Genomic DNA, 19,262 nt, shown 5'->3' on the forward strand with positions numbered 1-19,262 from the left:
ATGTATATGAGTATTATGTAGACCGAGGGTTACCGGAAGAAGAATTCAGGGTTAAAATGTCTAAGGCATTTGATCAATGGCTGGGCAAAGGCTTTAGTTTTTCGTCCTAATCTATTTGACGCTTACATTTGATTTCAGTAAAAATTTGCATTAAAAACTTGTAACATTCGTCTCATAGGGCAATTATGATTACTTCTCTTTGTAAATGACTAACCCACTTTAAAACCTGGAAATTCTCAAGCTACGTAATGCTCTTAAAGTTTAAGCTCAGAATACAAATTGAATTTTCTTTCGACTATTTATAGCGATTTCACTCTATACTGAGCATTTAAATCCTATGCTCTTATTATTATTTAGAAATAAAAAAGTTGAAGCAGTTTTCAACTACTCCAACTTTTTTAAAACTTTAAAAAATTATTTAGCAGAAACTGCGTCATTATTGTTATAACAATAAGTAGGAATTACCTTTGCAATATTTTCTCTGATTGAAGATTGATCATTTAGGCTATTCTCAAGTAGTTTTACGCATAGAAGTACCTCGTTGAAGCTGAGGTCTAATGGTTTTGCGATGAATATTTTCTCATGCTTTGTCTTGCGAAGGTTTTCTTCTGCCATAAGCATTTCTTCGTACAGCTTCTCACCTGGCCTTAATCCGGTAAATTGGATTTTAATATCTTCATCAGGAACAAAACCAGATAATCTGATTAAATCTCTTGCTAAATCAACAATCTTTACAGGTTCACCCATATCAAGAATAAATACCTCTCCACCTTTCGCAATAGCTCCTGCCTGTATTACTAACTGAGCAGCTTCAGGTATGGTCATGAAATACCTGATTACATCCGGATGAGTTACGGTTACAGGACCGCCTTGTTCGATTTGCTTTTTGAATAATGGTACGACACTTCCATTGCTGCCCAGTACATTTCCAAACCTGACGGCTGCAAATTCAGTCTTGCTATTCTTGTCTAAAGACTGGATAATCATTTCAGCCATACGTTTTGTAGCGCCCATTACATTTGTGGGATTAACTGCCTTATCACTGGATATTAGAACAAATTTTTTTACTCCGTAACGGTCGGCGCACTCAGCAGTATAAAGTGTACCTAGAACGTTATTTTTAATTGCTTCTGTTGGGTTATCCTCCATTAATGGTACATGTTTATGAGCAGCGGCATGAAAAACAACACCAGGTCTATACTTTTCAAAAATCTGTTCGAGACGTTGTTTGTCTCTTACTGAACCAATAAGTACTTTCAGATCAATAGTATTCTTTGATTTATATAAAAGCTCATTTTGAAGTTCATAAGCATTGTTTTCATAAATATCTAGAATTAGTAGAGTTTTTGGATTATATTTCACAATCTGCCTGCATAATTCTGATCCTATTGAACCTCCACCACCAGTAACAAGCACAACTTCGTTAGTAAGATATCCGGCAATTTCCTCGGTATTAAGCTTGACCTCGTCTCTGCTTAACAGATCTTCTATGCTTACTTCTCTAATGTTGCTGATATTAACAACACCGTTTATAATTTCGTAAACACCAGGGAGGGTCTTTAGTTTACAGTTTGTCTGCTTGCAAATATGTAAAATATCACGAATATCTTTTTTTGACGCAGAAGGCATGGCAATAATAATTTCATCAATTGACATACTATGGACGATTTCTTTAATTTTAGTTCTGTCACCTTTTATTGGAACACCATTTATGGAAGAGCCATGTTTTTTCTTATCGTCATCTATAACTACGACTGGGAGGAACCCCAGTTCAGGATGGTTATTTAATTCCCTTATAACCATATTTCCTGCGTCTCCTGCTCCTATTATCATGACTCTTGTTTTTGCAGGTTTATGAAAAAAATATGTTTTATTAATTCTCCTTAGAATTCTATAACCAAAACGTGTACCAATAACGAATAGCAATAAAAGAAGAGTGTCAATTATATAAACCACTAAGGGAAAATCTCTGTCTAATAATGATGAAAAAATATAAACTACAAAATTAGAAAGCAAAGAAGCCATAAATACATTTAATGCCTCGGTAATACTTGCATACTGCCATAGGCTTTTATAAAGTCCAAAGATATAAAAAATGGTAATTTTTATTAATGTAATAATAATAAAGTTTGAAACAAATAAAGAAATGTAAGGTTCAGGAATGTTACCATCAAATCTTAAAAGTAAAGCAAATATTGACGCCAGATTAAGCAAAATCATATCAGATATTGCAAGCAATAGCTTTCGTGCCTTAATGTACATTAGCATTCCTCACTTTTTACATTATATTATATCTAATATATTTAAACATTTAAATATATTGTTTTTTCAGAATAATATTATATACCGGGAAATAAAGTATTGCTTTAGCTCTATTTCCCGGCCTTATATTAATAACAAGTAAATTTATTCAGTGCTGAATTTATATGTTGGTGAAAGATAATTAAAATATTATCTAAATTGCAGGGTGTAGGGTTCATCTCCGTAGCTTCGAACAACCTGTACAGTCTTATCAGCTAAATAATCTTTTAAATAACCCAGAGTTTCTGTTCCCCATTCACCACCGGATATGGCATCGGCTATTACAGAGGAGGAAACCTGAGCACAAATATATTCAGTCCCGTCAATTATAACACTGTATGGAACATTATTTGATTGCGAGAGAATCTGATAAACTCTGATGTCTCTAAGTCTGGTGTCTGCTTTACCTTCTTTAATTTCCGCATATATTATTCTGTTTACGGTATCTTCAGTAATATTTACCCACTGATTTACAGGAGTTTCACTAGGATCCGGTTTCAAATTAATTGTAAATGTTACTGTTTGCTGAGCACCATTACTAGCATTTATAATACCTGTTACTTTTACGCTGCCACCGAATGCTGCCCTTAGATTCTTAAGGCTTACGCCATCGCCGCCGCTTAAGAATTGACCAGCAAGTGACTCAATGCTTGCTTCTGGGAGATTTTGAGGTACTGTAAGTATGTCAGGGATTATTATACCTGCTCCTGCACTGTCAACAAGTGAGGTAAGCTTCATTGTTCCAGTTGAAGGTGTTGTTTCAATTCTTATATCTTTTATCTGTACTGTATCATGAAGAGATTTAAAAGCATTAATTACTCCACCGTTTGTACAAGCTTCAGTTGTCCATGACCAAGTAGAATCACCAGGTAATTTATAACTTAGCTTAATTGCGTTAATAGTAACTGTAGGAGCTGGAGGTATAATTATTGGAGGAACAGGCGTTTCTGTTTCTTCAGGCTTACCTTCAACAACTTCACCGCCTATGTCAGCTTTTATGCCTTCAGCTACGGTAACATTCTTTGGCTTTTGTTCTATTGTTACATTCTCTGCATTAACATTTGCATTTTCAATTGTACCATTACCTGAAACTTTTACACTTGCATTAGCATTGAGGTTTGTTAATGTAGCTTCTTCGCTGATAGTTACTTCAGATTTTGCTGCTACGTTTATTTCTTCGACAGTTGCAGAAGCAACATTAATTTTTGCATCTATTGCGGATTCAAGGATGTTTATTGTACCAACTGTACCACCGTCTACATTAACTGTTACACCAGGAGCAAGAACATCTACAGATTCAAAATCACCATCGAGTACAATCGATTCACCGGGTTCAAGTTCAATAATTTCTACATTTCCAACACCCAGTCCTGAAACATCCTCTTCAACAATAATTGAATTTGAGCTGACTTGTACATTTGGAATTTCTGAAGAACCTTTTACTACAATTCTTACCTTACCATCTTTTCTAATTACCAATAAGTTACTGCCAACGGTTGTATTATCAAGAATAATACTATTCTCGCCACCGCCGCGTACAACGATTCTACCATCAACCTTTACATTCGTAAGGGTTACATCACCATCACCTATACCATGAGCAAGGAAAAGATCCCCGGTAATATTCATGTCTTTAAGAATCACATTACCAGTATTTACTATAAGGTTTCCTTCAATATTACCAGTATATGTACCTTCGACATTTTTCAGGTTTCCTGCTATTCCGTCAATCATTTTCACTGCTTCTGCCCTGGTCAAATTATCCGCTGGGGCATAAGTATTATCGGGGCGCCCTTTAATATATCCTTTTTCGACCAGTGCACTAACCGCGTCTTTGCTCCATGAAGCAATGCTGGATGCATCTGCAAATTTATCTGCTGCATTTTTATTTTCTACTTTAAGATCAAAGGCTCTATATAATATTACAGCAGCTTCCTGCCTTGTTATTGGATCATAGGGGCGGAAAAGTCCTGTATCATCACCTATGATAATTCCGGCTGCTATGGATTTTGAAACTGTTTCAGCAAACCAGGCATTGTCGTCTACGTCAGAAAACATTTTATCAGATAGCTTAATATAATTAAAAATTCTGGCGATTAAGGCAGTAAATTCAGCTCTGTTAATAGTATTATCAGGTTTGAATGTACTGTCGTCATAGCCTTTAATGATACCTTTTTCTGTCCACTTATTAATTTCTGACTCAGCCCAGTGGCCAGAAACATCATTTAGTGAGGCAAATGAAGGCAGAGCAAGACTCAGTAATACAGCAAGCATAATGCATGTTGCAACAAGTTTTTTTGCTTTACTAATTCTCATTTATTAAATCACCCCTAAATATAAATTATTCTGTCATAATGAAAAAGAAAGATATCTTACTATAAAGTAAAATAACTGTGTAAATTTGTTTAACTATGACACATTTTAATTCTATTCTATTTTTTGGTATAAGTCAATATAAACGGGTTGTTTTTATTTGCGTAATATGTTGAAAAATAGGCCTCCGAGAACTAAAATACAATTTTTGTATGTAAAAATGAAGAGTAAAACAAACTCAATTATGTAAAATTACAGGAAATACTTCATTACAAATGTATATTTACCAATTTCATCAATGTAGATAAAATAAAACTTTTTTTATTCTTTATTTCTTCTGGCTCAGAAGTTTTAATATCAAGGTTGTTAATGACGGCCATCCCGTTTTTGGAGAATAAATCCAAGCCGGTTTCCGGATCCAATGACTCGGCTACCAATTTAAAAGCACTATACAGTTTCGGTGACCGTCTCTTTATCCCATGGGCGTCAGAGGATACAAAGTGGACCATAGAATGATTAAGTAGTTTAAAAGCAGTTTCTTTTACATTTTTGCCATATAGCCCCAAAAAACTGTTAGAATTGGATTGCACAAGTATACCTCTTTTAACAAAGTCATACAATACATTTGGATCTGTGATGACTTCACTGTTCCTCTCAGGATGAGCGATTATAGGTTTGTAACCCTTTAACTGGAGTTTATATAAAACCTCTTGAGTATAAGGAGGTATACTCATTAAAGGCAGTTCAATCAATACATAGGAAGAATTGTTCAGGGTACAAATGCTCCCATTTTCAATTAAGTCCGGAATATCAGGAGATATGAAAATTTCGTTACCAGGATAAATATTTACCTTTAAGTCAATATTTTTACATTTTTCAATAATGCTTAACAATCTGGATTTAACGATTCCTGATATGTTTTCTAATTCTCCAGGTATATAGTGTGGAGTTGCAATAATATGCCTGACTCCATCATCATATGCAATTTTAAGCATATCAATGGATGTGTTCTCGCTATCTGAACCATCATCGACATATGGAAGTATATGGTTATGTAAATCTACAAATTCAATTTTATTTATATCAATATCTATATCATTTTTTACATCTTTATTTAGAGAATTTTTTACTCTAAAAAAGTTGTCTTGCATTTTTAATTTCCTTTTTTAAATATTCTTGAAAAGAAAGAAGTATTCTTTATTCTTTTTCTTTTTTTTCTTTTTATTTTCTGATGGGGCTGGGAATCATCAGAATCTCCATAATAATAATATTGATAATAATAGTATTTTCCTTGTGAGTTTTTATCTACTTTATTCAAAACAACTCCTATAATATTAGCATTTACCTTATCCAATTGTTCCTTTGCTTCAAGTAAAGTCACTGAATCCACCACGCCAGAAGCAGCTACAAGAATAGTACCATCTACAATTGTTGATATTATGGCGGCATCAGTAACTGTACCTATTGGAGGCGAATCAAGAAAAACAATATCATAATCTTCTTTTGTTTTTTGTATAAAAGATCTCATTGCATTAGATGTAAGTAGTTCAGAGGGATTAGGTGGTATTACACCACAAGTTATTATATCAAGATTTTCAATTGCAGATTTATTAATGTATTTTTTATAGTCATCTCGATTGACCAAAATATTAGTAAGACCACAATGATTTTCAATACTAAAAATCTTATGGATCTTAGGTTTCCGTAAATCCGCATCTATTAATAATACCTTGCTTCCTAGTTGAGCAAAAGTAATAGCTAAGTTGGATACTGTAGTAGTTTTGCCTTCCCCAGGTATTGAACTGGTTATGACTACTGATTTAAGCGGAGTATCGAAACTGGAATATTGTATATTTGTTCTTAATACTCTATATGCTTCTGATATCGGAGATTTTGGGTTAACGTAAGTCTCCAGAGGAATATATTCAGTCAAATGCTAGTCCCCTTTCATAATTATTCAGTAAATAGTGGTATCGTACCTATTATCGGAATATCAAGATATTTTTTAATATCTTCAGGAGTTTTTATTGTATTATCCAAATACTCAATGAGAAAAACTACCCCTGTACCAAGCATAAGTCCTACTACAAATGCAATTGCAATATTTATTTTTTTATTGGGCTTGATTGGAGAAACAGGTATTTCTGCTTCATCAATTATTTGCACATTTTCAACTTTCATTATTTCAACGACTTCTTTTTGAAATACTTCTGCCACTTTGTTTGCTATTTTAGCTGCAAGTACAGGGTCCTCATCCTGGGCGCTTATCTGAAATACACGTGTTTCATTCTTTAGGTTAACCTCTAGTTTAGAGGAAAGTTTGGTTGCAGTAAGATCTTCCAAGCCAAGTTCTTCTAATACAATATTTGCAATTCTTCTGCTTTTTACCAGTTCTCTGTAATCTTTGACCAACTGATTTCCAAGTAACAGGTCATTATATACCAGTTCACCGGAAGATTCTAAATTTTTACCTATATAAAGGGTTGTTTCAGATTGATAAATTGGTGTTAAAAAGAAAAAACTTATAACGGTAGAAATAATGGTGCACAATAATGTAATAGCTACCAAAATAAACCATCTTTTTAAAATAATTTGATAAATTGATTTAAGGTCTAAAGTATCCATTTCTTTTTACTGACATACCTCTTTCTTAGTTATTAACATTAGCATCTCTCTTAAAACTGGCTAAACCTTACGAAAAATTGATAATTATCTAAAATAACAAAATCAAAAATAATAAAATCTAGAATAAAATCTAAATTTATGATAAAAAATAAACATATTTTCAATTAGCTAATGTAATTATACCACTGCTGAAGATACTGTCAATAATTTTGATATATGGTATAATCTCATCTATAATTACTTCATTAGCAATATGAGGCTGATAATGAACAAATTCTGTGAAAAATTGTCAAAGAGATTTGATAACAAAACATTGCTACTTATAATTACAAATATTATTTGGATGGGTGTAATATATTATTTTTCTTCCCAACCGGCAAATGAATCTTCTCAAATAAGTGGTGTAGTTACTGAATTTATTTTAAAATTACTTAATATTATTTTCCTAGGAAATATACCCCAACCACTTAAACAATTAATAACGGGCAGCAATATTGTCAGGAAAGCGGGACATGCTGTAGAGTTTTTTATACTGGGCGTGCTGGTAAATTTGCTAGTAAAAAGACTGAAGATTAAAAGATCAACAGCCGTAGCAAGTATCGTATGCATATTATATGCTATTTCCGATGAATTTCATCAGATTTTTGTATCAGGAAGAGGACCTTCAGTTTCAGATGTTTTACTGGATTCTATTTCTTCTGTTGCTGCAATCCTGCTTGTCAATTCAATAAAACATATAATTTTTACAAGAAAAAAGTCTAATTAAAGAACAAAAAGTTGAAATTTGTAGTCTAAAATAAATAAATACTGTTGAATAGGTCTGTTTCTTGTTATAATAGATTTAGCAAAGATTTACTGGTAAAAAAAAGATTAAAAAGATTATTTCAATATAACGATAATGATTTACAAATGAAAAGGGGGCTAAAAATGAAGAAAAAATTTTATTCTAATACTTTAACAATACTTCTTTGTGTTGTGTACATACTTTCTTCAGGAATATTCGTGCCTCTGCAGGCACAAGCAGAAACGGGCAAGACAATATCAACCCTTGAAAAAGCTAATGTATTGAACAAGCTAACCATTCTGAGAGGAGATAATGGAGACTATAAACTGGCTGACAGCCTTCTTAGGTGTGAGGCTGCTGCTTTTATTGTAAGGTTATTAGGTAAGGAAACCTATGTACTTGAAAACAAAGAGGATTACTGGGTAACTCGATTCCCTGATGTGATAAGTACGGAATGGTATGCGCCTTATGTTGGCTATTGCACCAGAAATGGAATTATAAGTGGTGATGAATATGGTAATTTTAATCCCAATGCCGCTATTAGCGAAAAGGCTTTTCTTAAATTAATTTTAGGTTCTCTTGGTTTTGAGTACGGAATTGATTTCACATGGGAGGAAGTATATAGAAAAGCTTATCAAGTGGGCCTTGTAGAAGACAGTACATATTTGACCAAGACAGCGGACAACTTTCAGTACACCAGGGGACAGGTTGTAGATGTTATGTTCAGGGCTCTTACTATTGAATATGGCACAAATAAGGAAACTCTTCTTGGCGGACTGGTAAAGCAGAATGTGGTAAGCCTTGAGTTGGTTGAGTCCTTAAATATAGGTAAGATAGGGAACATTTCTCCTGGAGAAGATATAATTGAGGAAGCTGATGTAATAGAACAAATATTTGTTATTGATCAAAACCGCCTTGTTCTTAGACTGAGTAAAGATATAGAAACAATAAAAGCTGAGCAGATTACGATATATAAGACTCATGATTTTACAAATAAACTGGATGTTGAAATTCAGGCTCAAAGCGAGCAGAGCCTGGTGATTAATACTTCAGACCAGGAATCGCTTGAAGATTACACAATTGAAATTAGAAATGCAATATATAAAAACAATAAAAAACAAATTAATCTGATTGGAGAGTTTACAGGATATGAAAACCCAGAGTTGAAATCTGATTTCTTTAGGATCAGTAAAGTCAAACCAATCAGTAAAAATGCTATTCAGGTTTATTTTACCCATCCGGTTAATATAAACAGCGAAGATAGTTCCTATTATGTATTATTTGAGGGAAACCAGTTATTTGTTCAAGGTAATTCTCAGACTTTGACAGTAAAAGCTTCGGATACTGGAGAATATATTACTATATATCTAAATGCCAGAGAATTTTCAGGAGAAGTTAATTATATTCTTCAAGTAAGCGGCAATTTAATTAGTGCATATGGATGTAAATTAAATGAAGGCGAAGGGGATAGCATAAAATTCAGAGGAGTAGCTATTGATCCTGTAGATACGGCAAATGATGAAGAGCTTAGAGTGATAAAAATTTCAACGGTTGATAGCAGTACAATACAGCTGGATTTTAACAAAGAAATTAATCCTGTACTTGCAAAACAAATATATAATTTCTATGTAACTGATGAAAATGACATACCCTATCCGATTAAAAAGTCGAAAGCAGTAGCATATGGAGGAAGTAATAAAAGTATTGCCATAGGCATGCAGACTCCTTTAATTAATGGAAAGAACTATAAGATTATGATAAATAATATAAATGACATAAGCAGGCAATATTCTATAATTGAAAAGGAATATACTTTTACAGCTGCCTATCCCCAGGTAACATATATTTCCATTACTAATGCCTATGCGGTTGACAATTCTACAGTGGTTGTTCAGTTTAATAAAATGCTGGATGCTGCTTCAGCAGTAAATGTTACTAACTATCAGCTATATTCTTCACCTGGTACGACCTTTGTAGGCAACCCTGCCAAAGTTTACTATGATGAAATAAACAAACCTTATGAAGTAAAACTGTTTCTTTCAGAAGATAAGAAACTGGAAGCAGGAAAAATATATAAAGTAAAAATACTTAATACTTTGCAAGACTATTTGGGTAATAATGTATTTTCAGCTAGTGAATTTGGCTTCGCAGGCACAAACACCCAGCCTGTCAAACCAAATATCACAGATGCAATAATTATTTCAGGAGATGCGATTAAAATTACTTTTAATAAAGACATAGTACAGGAAATGCCCAATATCAATCCAAGTAATTACTTACTTCAGTACACCAATGGCCTTAATGTAGTAAAGAAAGTACCTATAAGCATAATATATATAGACTCAAAAACAATGGTATTAAAATTTGATTCCCTGGATTTTGAAACAAGTTATAAAATTAGTGCACTGGAGCTTAAGGATTATTCAGGAACTGTAACAAATTTGAGAACCGAACAAAATAGCGCTGTAACAGTAAGAATGGGAAAAAGATGATGTGAATTTAAAATAACAAATTATGATATAAGGATTGATATAACAATAAAAGAAAATTGAATAACCATAATAATACAGGTATGTACCTAATTTGAAGTATCCTCCTTTTGTACCTTGGTATTTTTGGTATAAAGGAGGATTATTTCATCTAGCTTTTTGCTATATTCCTGAATTTCGCTATGCTGTAAATCATAATTATGGTATACTATAAGCTGATCCAATCTGTCATGCATTTTCGACAAAATTGCTTCCAGCATGCTCTGCAAAAAAATCCACTCCTCACCAAGTTTTTACATATAATCCTATTATTATAATATCATAGTTTAGAATTTAATCAATTAGGATTAAGTATTTAGTTATATCCTTTTTTTGCCATAGGTGATTTCTACAATAGACTATTTTTTTTTCTTGCAAAAATGATATAATTGTATTCATGAAGGGGGAATATTTAGTGGATAAAAAAATTCTCATTGTAGACGATGAAAAAAATATTGTAGATATATTAAAGTACAATTTAAAAAAAGAAGGTTTTGAAACTATAGAAGCCTACGATGGGGAACAAGCCATAAACATGGCGCTAAATAACAAGCCTGATCTGATTATTCTTGACGTGATGCTGCCAAAATATGACGGTTTTACCGTATGCCGTAAATTAAGGCAGTCGATTTCCACCCCAATAATAATGCTTACAGCAAAAGAAGAAGAAGTTGATAAAGTTCTCGGCCTTGAATTAGGAGCTGATGATTATATAACCAAGCCATTTAGTACAAGAGAGTTAATAGCAAGAATTAAGGCAAATTTGAGAAGAACGGTTTTTGAAAATTCCTCAAATAATGATACGGCAAATGTCCTAAATTTTGGTGATCTTGCAATAGATATTGACAGGTATGAAGTGAGACGGGATGGTGAAGTTATAGATCTTACACTAAGAGAATTCGAATTGGTGAAGTTCCTGGCTATGCACAATGGCCAAATTTTTACCCGAGAGAGTCTCCTTGAAAAAGTTTGGGGTTATGAATATTATGGTGATGTTCGTACTGTAGATGTTACTATTAGAAGGATAAGGGAAAAATTGGAGAAGGATACTTCAAACTGTGAATATATCCTCACAAAAAGAGGAGTAGGTTACTATTTCAGGAAGTCATGTTAGGGGAGCATAGGATGTTTTTAAAGAGTCTTCAGTGGAGACTTGTAGCTTTTTTTTGTATAGTGACTTTTTGTTTAATAATACCTATAAGTTTTTTATTAAACAAAAGTGTAGAATATACCTATTACGATATATTTATCCAGGATATTCAGAGAGTTTTTAAAGGCTGGGATGTAACAAGCAGCAATCCAAGCCTTATGGAAATTCAAAATGGTATAAGAAATAACCCTAACGTGTTTTATATAATGGGTGAAAATAGAAGTTATACTATTGTTGGAAGGAAAGATAATACTATCTATTTTTCCTCAGACCCCTCATATGATGAAATGAGCAATGGTAAGTTCCTTAACGGCCTGCTTCAGTCTGAGAATTTTCTAAAAGGGTTGGCAGGTACGGGAGACGGTGATAATAACAGGCTGGTAAGATATGACAACAGGGATTTTTTTGATTATGCAAAACCAATAGGTGACTATGTGTTATATATCAGGTTTTATAAAGATGAATGGCAAAGAACAATTAATGTGTTTAACAGGATTATATTTAGTAGCTTGTTATTTGCGCTGACATTTGCGATAATACTTGGATATCTTCTTTCAAAAACTATAACAGTTCCTATTGTCAGGTTAATGCATAAGGCAGAAAGTATTGCCCGTGGTGATTTTAGTCAGGTTCTGGAAGTGAAGTCCGATGATGAAATAGGAAAACTTACTGAAGCTTTCAACTATATGTCAAAAAATTTAAGAGATACCTTAGCTGAGATTTCCAGTGAAAAAAACAAAATTGAAACGATATTGAATTATATGACTGACGGTGTTGTTGCATTCAACAAGAAAGGTGAAGTTATACACACAAATCCTGCGTTTATTGAAATGGTGGGAGAGGAAAATTTTGAGGAAAGCTTTAATGATTATACAAGGAGATTAGGCCTAGATTTTACTATTGAAGATATAATGCAACAGAAAACCATAAACGGTAAAGAATTTGATATAGAAATAGGTGACAGAGCGGCAAGAATCTATTTTGCAGTATTTGAAGAAAAAGACGGAGAGCCTGGAGGAATAATTGCTGTTGTGCAGGATGTAACCAGACAAATGAAACTGGAAAAGATGAGAAGAGAATTTGTGGCAAATGTATCTCATGAATTAAGGACTCCGCTGACATCCATAAAAAGCTACTCAGAGACCTTGCTGGATGGAGCACTGGAGGATCCTGTCATGTCAAGAAAATTCCTTTCAGTCATTAATACTGAAGCAGACAGGATGACGAGGCTGGTTAAAGACTTGCTTCAGCTTTCCAGCCATGATAATAATCAAGCTAAGCTTAACATACAAAAAATTTATTTGACCGAAATTGTAAAGAACTGTGTTGAAAAAATGAGGATAGAGGCAGATGGGAAAAACCAAATACTGGAATACCATGCTGGAAGTGAGATTCCTGTAGTACATGCAGACAGGGACAGAATTGAACAGGTCATTGTTAACTTGTTAAGTAATGCAATAAAATATACACCTGCGGGTGGGAAAATAGTAGTAGATTTAGGTGTATTGCCAGAGGAAGTATTTATAAAAATTGTTGATACAGGTATTGGTATACCCGAAGAGGATATACCAAGAATATTCGAGAGATTTTATCGGGTAGATAAAGCCCGTTCAAGAGAAATGGGCGGAACGGGACTGGGCTTGTCTATTGCAAAGGAGATTGTTGAAGCTCATTCAGGGCAAATAACTATAGAAAGCCAGTTGGGAAAAGGTACTGAAGTAATGGTAAAACTACCTATTAGAAACAAGGATAATGATATTTTTAACGAGGGTGTAATTCAATCTTAAATGCCATGTAATTGTTTTGTAACAAAGATTAGATATAATAAAGATGAAAAATTTTGTAAAAATATTGATTTAATGAAATAGCCATGACGAGTAATTTTATAGTTTGAGGGGATATGTGTGTATAAAAAAATTATATTTTTCCTTATAGTTTGTCTGGCATTAACAGTATGTATGCCAGTATTTGCAAATCCTGAAGAGGAAAATGCGGATTCTCTTAACGAGGAAATTCTCAGCATAGTTACTGAGAAAGATTCAGAAGAAACAGAACAATTCCTTGTTACAATTACCAGGCCTGATGGCGATGAAATAACTCATAGAAAATCCTATGTAATATGTGGTGTTGCCAATGAGGGTAAAATACCTGAAAATCTTGTAGTAGTACTTCTTGTGTATAATGAAAATACAGAAGAGTATGAATTGTTAGAGAATATTGATGGAGAAAGCAGTTGGGCTGTAGGAAGTTTTGGTATGTTTACCAAAGAAGTAATGCTTAAGGAAGGAGCTAATAAAATAAAGATAGTTGTATATGATAATTCAGCGGATAAGTGGCAGGCAGGAGAAAATCTACAGATTAATACTTTTACAGTGACAGTATTAAAAGAAGGTATACGTCAGAAGATTTTAAATGGAACTCTTAAGATCAGTGAATTTTTTCAAGGAATTCTCCCTGGCCTGGCAAACTGAAAAACTTAAGCTGCAGAAAGCTTGTTGGGACAAGGAAAATGATGAATGAAAAGTGAAACAGCGAAGACTTACATACTTGTAATATTGATAATTATCTGCTTAATTCAGTTAGGAATCCTGTGGAACTACCAGAACCATGGGTTTCCTATCAGTTTTTTAATGAGCTTCTTTAGCAGTGACGGCACAGATTATACAGCTGCAGATGAAAAGGCTGCCATAGAAGAATTTTTTGTTCCCTATAGAATTATTGTTTCAAATGGTTGGGAATCTCATTGGATAATAGGAACTAATGACAAGTATTTTGAACAGTTGTGGCAAAATGCAAAACATCACCTAACAGAAGCTCTCTCTTCTAAAAAATATCAGGAATTTATCCCCCTTGAAAAATGGGGAGAGTGTATAACTAAAAGAGGTTATAGCATAGAATTTAAAATAAATATTCCAAACACTTTATTAAAAAGTCTTCTGGATCTTGAGAACATTAATTCTGAAGATTCTCCCGGATTATATAAAATGATGGTTGTTCCAGGCGGATATATAGGAATGAATTCTACTACGGTATATGTGATGGACGGTAAAGGAATATACAAGTATACCACCGGTAGACAGGAGGATGACCTGGAGGACGGAGGCTTTGAAAAGCTCATTACAAAACTTGAACAATCCAAGGATAATAATTCTGAGTATAAAGTATTTGCTGAACTTGTTAATACTGAAAGATTCAACTACTCAATAAGTCCGGATGTTTTATTTACATATAGTTCAGTATATAGAGAATATAATAATATTAACTGGAGTGTACCCGGAAAAATCGGAAAAAACGAACAGGATAAACTTAGCAAATTGGACGGGCTGGCAAAAATAGTACTGGGCAATGAAAAAGATAGTTTTGACCATTCTATTGACAGTAACGGAACAATTCTATTTAAAAATCTGGACAGTATATTCAGGATATATAATGATGGATTTTTTGAATTCAGATATATTCCAGGCACACAAGGTCTTGAGAAAGGTAGTATTAGTTCGGCTTTTATTTCAGCTTCCCGTTTTCTAAAAAGAATCCTGGCCCTTTGCAGTTCTGATAACAGGCTGTTTTTATCGGGAATACTGGAAAATCAGGACCACTATGTCTTTACATTCGATTATTTAGTTGAAGATATTCCGGTAACCTTTGGAGATAATATTACAATACGGAATTATCAGCAAAAGAATGCAGTAATTATGGAAGTCAGCAGAAATAAAGTTATTGGGTGCCGCTGGATATTAATGGACTTCTTTAAATTAAAAGAAGAGAATAGCTATAATATGAATACTATTAGTCTTCTTGAAAAAAGCAAGCTTAAATTAAATGAAGTTTCGATAAGGGATATGTATGTTTCATATTATATGAATGATAGCAGGAGTAGTACAATATTGCCCCACTGGATTATAGAAGACAGAGATGGAAATATATATGCTGTGCAAATGATAAAAAAGGAAAAAGGTAGTTAACTATGGATTGGCCAAAAGCAAAGAATATTTTAATAATTGTTTTATTAATATTAAACTTTGTCTTACTTCTAATTATAGGGTTTTATAAGATTGATGCAGGCGAATCTAAGGAAACTCTGAATTCTATAAAAAAAATTCTTGAAAACAGGAATGTAATTATTAATTGTACCGTACCTGTCTATAATAAAAATATACCCTATATTATATTTGAAAACGGAAGTCCTGATATGGCTGCCATTGCCGAAATTCTTCTGGGAAATGTCATGAAAATTCCTGATGAGGACATAGCAGGCAAGGTGCTTGTTTCCGGGAAGAAAAAAATAGTTATAGGCTATGATAATACTTTGGAGTATTATAATGAGGAGCCTTCAGAGAATTATGGCAATATGGACATTGCGCAAGCGGAAGAATATGCCCGGGATTTTCTGAAAAACCTGAATATCCAGGTGGATAACTATGAACTGGACAACTATTCAATTAGTCCTGAAGGAGATTATACTTTGCTGCTTATTGAAAAGTATAAGGATTTTTATATATTTGATAATTACGCAATAGTTAACCTGTCCGGATCAGGTATTAAAAAATTAATATTTGGGTATAAAAAAATTAAAGGGTTCTCACCTGATTCAGAAGTATCTGCAATGTCAGCTTATCAAGTACTTGTAAAAAACGCTGATAAAATTAACAATGTTACAATTACTGACATTGATATTGGCTTTAAGGGCTTTTTTCAGCCGGGACAAGAAGTTCAGAAGTCTTCTGAGGGACCTTCCTGGAGAGTTATTACCGAGGAAGGAGATTGTTTTTATTTTAAAGCTTCAGATGGAGAACCTGTAATGTGAAAAAATTATCGTATTACTTTTTTGTATAACATGTTATAATGTTAATGTTGATTTATACTCACGCAAAAGATAAAAGGCAGGTGCAACTATTTTGGAAGTGTTTGTTATTAACGGACAGAAACCTTTATATGGAGAAGTATTTATTAGTGGAGCAAAGAATGCTGCAGTAGCTATTGTGCCTGCTGCGCTGCTAATAGATGGTTGGTGTAGGATTGAAAATGTACCTGATATAACGGATGTCAGGCTTCTTGAAGATATTATTACCCAGCTTGGTGCCAAGGTTGAATTTGAAGATAAGAATACAATTATTATAGATTCAAGAGAATTACATTCCTATAGAGCTTCTTATGAAATGGTAAAAAGCCTTAGAGCTTCTTATTATTTGTTAGGTGCCCTTCTTGGAAGGATAGGGAAAGTAGAAGTATCATCTCCTGGTGGCTGTGATTTCGGTTTTAGGCCGATAGACCAGCACATCAAAGGGTTTGAAGCCCTAGGCGCAAAAATTGAGATGGAAGGCGGAATTATCAGGGCTTCTGCTGAAAAGCTGGTTGGAACTTCAATATATCTTGATATTGTCAGCGTTGGAGCTACAATTAATCTTATGATGGCAGCTGTTCTGGCAGAGGGTACTACTATAATCGAAAATGCAGCTAAGGAGCCTCATGTGGTTGATACAGCAAACTTTCTGAACACTATGGGAGCAGATATCAGAGGAGCGGGGACTGATGTAATAAAAATCAGAGGGGTTAAGTCTTTAAAAGGAGGAGCTACTTATTCTATTATTCCTGATCAAATTGAAGCAGGTACATATATGATAGCTGCAGCTGCAACAGGAGGAGAAGTTGTTGTAAGAAATGTTATTCCTAAACATATGGAATCTCTAAGCGCAAAACTTAGTGAAATGAATATAGAAGTAACGGAAAATGGAGATTGGATTAAGGTTAAAGGAACTAAAAAAATTCAAAGAGCGAATATTAAAACACTGCCCTATCCGGGTTTCCCTACCGATTTGCATCCTCTCATAGCCGTTCCTTTGTGCCTTGCCAAGGGCATAAGTACAATAACAGAAGGAGTATGGGATTCTCGTTTTCAGTACATAGAAGAATTAAAAAGAATGGGAGCAAATATAAAAGTAGAGGGCAGAGTTGCTTTTATTGATGGAGGTAATAGGCTGTCGGGAGCACCGGTGAAGGCTAATGATTTAAGAGCTGGTGCTGCGCTGATTATAGCGGGATTGGTTGCTTCAGGTACTACTGAAATATATAATGTAAAGTACATAGACAGAGGATATGAAAATATAGAAGGAAAACTTAGTGGATTAGGTGCAGATATTAAAAGAATTACCAAATAATTAGAAAATGAGGTCATAATGATAAAGTTTTGTAGCTTATATAGTGGAAGCAGTGGAAATTCTTTATTTATAGGTGTAGGCAAAACAAAAATTTTAATAGATGCAGGATTGAGCGGAATCAAAATTACAAAAGCCCTTTCTTTGATAGATGAGTCTCCCGAAGAGCTCTGCGCAATTCTTATAACACATGATCATGTTGACCATGTTAAAGGAGCAGGAATACTATCAAGAAGATATAATATACCTATATATGCTAATGGAGGTACCTGGGAGGTAATGAAGAATCTTATAGGGCCTGTAGCCTTAGAAAATATTAAAGTTTTTAACACCGGCACTATTTTGGATATAGGCTCGCTGACCGTGAAAAGCTTCCCAATTCCTCATGATGCGGCAGAACCGGTTGGTTTCAATTTTTTTGCTGAAAACAAAAAAATAACCGTTGCCACAGATATAGGGCATATCAACCCTGAGCTTATTGAGAATCTCGAGGGCAGTGAATTAATTCTTCTGGAGTCCAACCATGATGTAGAAATGTTAAGAACAGGTCCCTATCCCTGGCCTCTTAAGAAAAGAATTTCTGGAGGAATGGGACATCTGTCAAATGATAAAGCGGGAAAAGTTGTATGCAATCTGGCAAAGAAAGGCTCAAGCAAGTTTTTCCTGGGACATTTAAGCCGGGAAAATAATTTTCCTGAATTAGCTTATCAGACAGTATATAATGTCCTTTGCGAAAACAAAATAGAAGTAGGAAAAGATGTCACATTGGAGGTAGCCACCAGGGATTGTATAAGCAGGGTGGTTGAACTTTAGTATTGCCATGCAAATCAAAATAATTGCCGTAGGAAAATTAAAAGAAAAGTACCTAAAAGAGGCGGTTAATGAATATTTGAAAAGGTTGTCCGCTTACTGCAAAATTGAAATAGTTGAAATTCCTGAAGAGAAAATATCGGATAACCCCTCAAAAGCAGAAGAAGATAATGTTCGCCAAAAGGAAGGGCAAAGAATTATTAATGCAATTTCTGAAAGAAATTATGTAATTTCTCTAGATATTAAAGGAAAGCAGCTTTCATCTGAAGAACTGGCTGAAAAAATACAAGATCTGGCACTATACGGTAATAGCAGCATTGCGATAATTATCGGCGGTTCTATTGGCCTAAGCCAGGAAGTGTTGGAGAGATCAGATTTTCGTTTATCTTTTTCAAAAATGACTTTTCCTCATCAATTAATGAGAATAATTCTTTTGGAACAAATATACCGGGCATTTAAGATAAATGCAGGTGAGACCTACCATAAGTGAGAGAAAGGCAGTATTATCCTCATAACATAGTATAACATTCAGATGGGTTTGTGATATAATATTGGTGTAATATGTATAACAGGCAGGTGAATAATGTGAGTCCGCTATC

Annotated in this window: 16 protein-coding genes; 10 read left to right on the forward strand and 6 right to left on the reverse strand. The window is 33.9% G+C overall.

All coding sequences use genetic code 11. The features are described from left to right. Positions 1–414: 414 nt before the first annotated feature. The 5 genes from GXX20_09155 to GXX20_09175 all read right to left on the reverse strand — a co-directional run bounded on the left by GXX20_09155 (position 415) and on the right by GXX20_09175 (position 7,239). Positions 415–2,262 carry a polysaccharide biosynthesis protein gene (locus GXX20_09155; GenBank protein ID HHW31821.1) on the reverse strand — a complete coding sequence of 616 codons (1,848 nt, stop codon included), beginning with the start codon at positions 2,260–2,262 and terminating at the stop codon, positions 415–417. 189 nt (positions 2,263–2,451) lie between these two features. Further along, positions 2,452–4,617 carry an S-layer homology domain-containing protein gene (locus tag GXX20_09160; protein ID HHW31822.1) on the reverse strand — a complete coding sequence of 722 codons (2,166 nt, stop codon included), beginning with the start codon at positions 4,615–4,617 and terminating at the stop codon, positions 2,452–2,454. Positions 4,618–4,883: 266 nt separating this feature from the next. Next, entirely contained in the window at positions 4,884–5,765 is an 882-nt protein-coding gene (locus GXX20_09165) for a capsular biosynthesis protein CpsB (GenBank protein HHW31823.1), read from the reverse strand. Positions 5,766–5,767: 2 nt separating this feature from the next. Beyond that, positions 5,768–6,535: a CpsD/CapB family tyrosine-protein kinase gene (locus GXX20_09170; protein HHW31824.1), complete on the reverse strand. Its 768-nt coding sequence runs from the start codon at positions 6,533–6,535 to the stop codon at positions 5,768–5,770. A 32-nt stretch (positions 6,536–6,567) separates the two neighbouring features. Further along, positions 6,568–7,239 carry a lipopolysaccharide biosynthesis protein gene (locus GXX20_09175; protein ID HHW31825.1) on the reverse strand — a complete coding sequence of 224 codons (672 nt, stop codon included), beginning with the start codon at positions 7,237–7,239 and terminating at the stop codon, positions 6,568–6,570. 265 nt (positions 7,240–7,504) lie between these two features. Between GXX20_09175 and vanZ the strand changes: the two genes are divergently transcribed. Next, positions 7,505–8,005 carry a VanZ family protein gene (vanZ, locus tag GXX20_09180; GenBank protein HHW31826.1) on the forward strand — a complete coding sequence of 167 codons (501 nt, stop codon included), beginning with the start codon at positions 7,505–7,507 and terminating at the stop codon, positions 8,003–8,005. A 161-nt stretch (positions 8,006–8,166) separates the two neighbouring features. Further along, positions 8,167–10,515, forward strand: a complete 2,349-nt coding sequence (locus GXX20_09185; protein ID HHW31827.1) for a hypothetical protein — start codon at positions 8,167–8,169, stop codon at positions 10,513–10,515. A gap of 86 nt (positions 10,516–10,601) precedes the next feature. Here the strand turns inward: GXX20_09185 and GXX20_09190 are convergent, their stop codons facing one another. Then, positions 10,602–10,781: a Spo0E family sporulation regulatory protein-aspartic acid phosphatase gene (locus GXX20_09190; protein ID HHW31828.1), complete on the reverse strand. Its 180-nt coding sequence runs from the start codon at positions 10,779–10,781 to the stop codon at positions 10,602–10,604. A 185-nt stretch (positions 10,782–10,966) separates the two neighbouring features. Between GXX20_09190 and GXX20_09195 the strand changes: the two genes are divergently transcribed. The 8 genes from GXX20_09195 to rlmH all read left to right on the forward strand — a co-directional run bounded on the left by GXX20_09195 (position 10,967) and on the right by rlmH (position 19,153). Next, the gene (locus GXX20_09195; protein ID HHW31829.1) at positions 10,967–11,665 is read left to right on the forward strand and encodes a response regulator transcription factor; all 699 of its coding nucleotides are present in this window, start codon (positions 10,967–10,969) and stop codon (positions 11,663–11,665) included. Beyond that, a complete protein-coding gene (locus GXX20_09200; GenBank protein ID HHW31830.1) occupies positions 11,659–13,488 on the forward strand; it encodes a cell wall metabolism sensor histidine kinase WalK in 1,830 nt (609 codons plus the stop codon). Before GXX20_09195 ends, GXX20_09200 begins: the two co-directional genes overlap by 7 nt. 117 nt (positions 13,489–13,605) lie before the next feature. Next, a complete protein-coding gene (locus GXX20_09205; GenBank protein ID HHW31831.1) occupies positions 13,606–14,172 on the forward strand; it encodes a hypothetical protein in 567 nt (188 codons plus the stop codon). A 45-nt stretch (positions 14,173–14,217) separates the two neighbouring features. After that, positions 14,218–15,663, forward strand: a complete 1,446-nt coding sequence (locus GXX20_09210; GenBank protein ID HHW31832.1) for a hypothetical protein — start codon at positions 14,218–14,220, stop codon at positions 15,661–15,663. Positions 15,664–15,665: 2 nt separating this feature from the next. Beyond that, positions 15,666–16,505, forward strand: a complete 840-nt coding sequence (locus GXX20_09215; protein ID HHW31833.1) for a hypothetical protein — start codon at positions 15,666–15,668, stop codon at positions 16,503–16,505. 91 nt (positions 16,506–16,596) lie between these two features. Continuing rightward, entirely contained in the window at positions 16,597–17,856 is a 1,260-nt protein-coding gene (locus tag GXX20_09220; GenBank protein HHW31834.1) for a UDP-N-acetylglucosamine 1-carboxyvinyltransferase, read from the forward strand. Positions 17,857–17,874: 18 nt separating this feature from the next. Beyond that, positions 17,875–18,666, forward strand: a complete 792-nt coding sequence (locus tag GXX20_09225) for an MBL fold metallo-hydrolase (protein HHW31835.1) — start codon at positions 17,875–17,877, stop codon at positions 18,664–18,666. Between the two features lie 7 nt (positions 18,667–18,673). Then, the gene (gene rlmH, locus GXX20_09230) at positions 18,674–19,153 is read left to right on the forward strand and encodes a 23S rRNA (pseudouridine(1915)-N(3))-methyltransferase RlmH (GenBank protein ID HHW31836.1); all 480 of its coding nucleotides are present in this window, start codon (positions 18,674–18,676) and stop codon (positions 19,151–19,153) included. Positions 19,154–19,262: the final 109 nt, after the last annotated feature.

Source organism: Clostridiaceae bacterium (genome assembly GCA_012840395.1).
Lineage (GTDB): Bacteria > Bacillota > Clostridia > Acetivibrionales > DULL01 > DULL01.

Bases quoted from the DNA above. Each gene is read 5' to 3' on its own strand.
- GXX20_09155 (HHW31821.1), bottom strand. From the start codon at position 2,262: ATGTACATTAAGGCACGAAAGCTATTGCTTGCAATATCTGATATGATT.
- GXX20_09160 (HHW31822.1), bottom strand. From the start codon at position 4,617: ATGAGAATTAGTAAAGCAAAAAAACTTGTTGCAACATGCATTATGCTT.
- GXX20_09165 (HHW31823.1), bottom strand. From the start codon at position 5,765: ATGCAAGACAACTTTTTTAGAGTAAAAAATTCTCTAAATAAAGATGTA.
- GXX20_09175 (HHW31825.1), bottom strand. From the start codon at position 7,239: ATGGATACTTTAGACCTTAAATCAATTTATCAAATTATTTTAAAAAGA.
- vanZ (HHW31826.1), top strand. From the start codon at position 7,505: ATGAACAAATTCTGTGAAAAATTGTCAAAGAGATTTGATAACAAAACA.
- GXX20_09185 (HHW31827.1), top strand. From the start codon at position 8,167: ATGAAGAAAAAATTTTATTCTAATACTTTAACAATACTTCTTTGTGTT.
- GXX20_09200 (HHW31830.1), top strand. From the start codon at position 11,659: ATGTTAGGGGAGCATAGGATGTTTTTAAAGAGTCTTCAGTGGAGACTT.
- GXX20_09210 (HHW31832.1), top strand. From the start codon at position 14,218: ATGAAAAGTGAAACAGCGAAGACTTACATACTTGTAATATTGATAATT.
- GXX20_09215 (HHW31833.1), top strand. From the start codon at position 15,666: ATGGATTGGCCAAAAGCAAAGAATATTTTAATAATTGTTTTATTAATA.
- GXX20_09225 (HHW31835.1), top strand. From the start codon at position 17,875: ATGATAAAGTTTTGTAGCTTATATAGTGGAAGCAGTGGAAATTCTTTA.
- rlmH (HHW31836.1), top strand. From the start codon at position 18,674: ATGCAAATCAAAATAATTGCCGTAGGAAAATTAAAAGAAAAGTACCTA.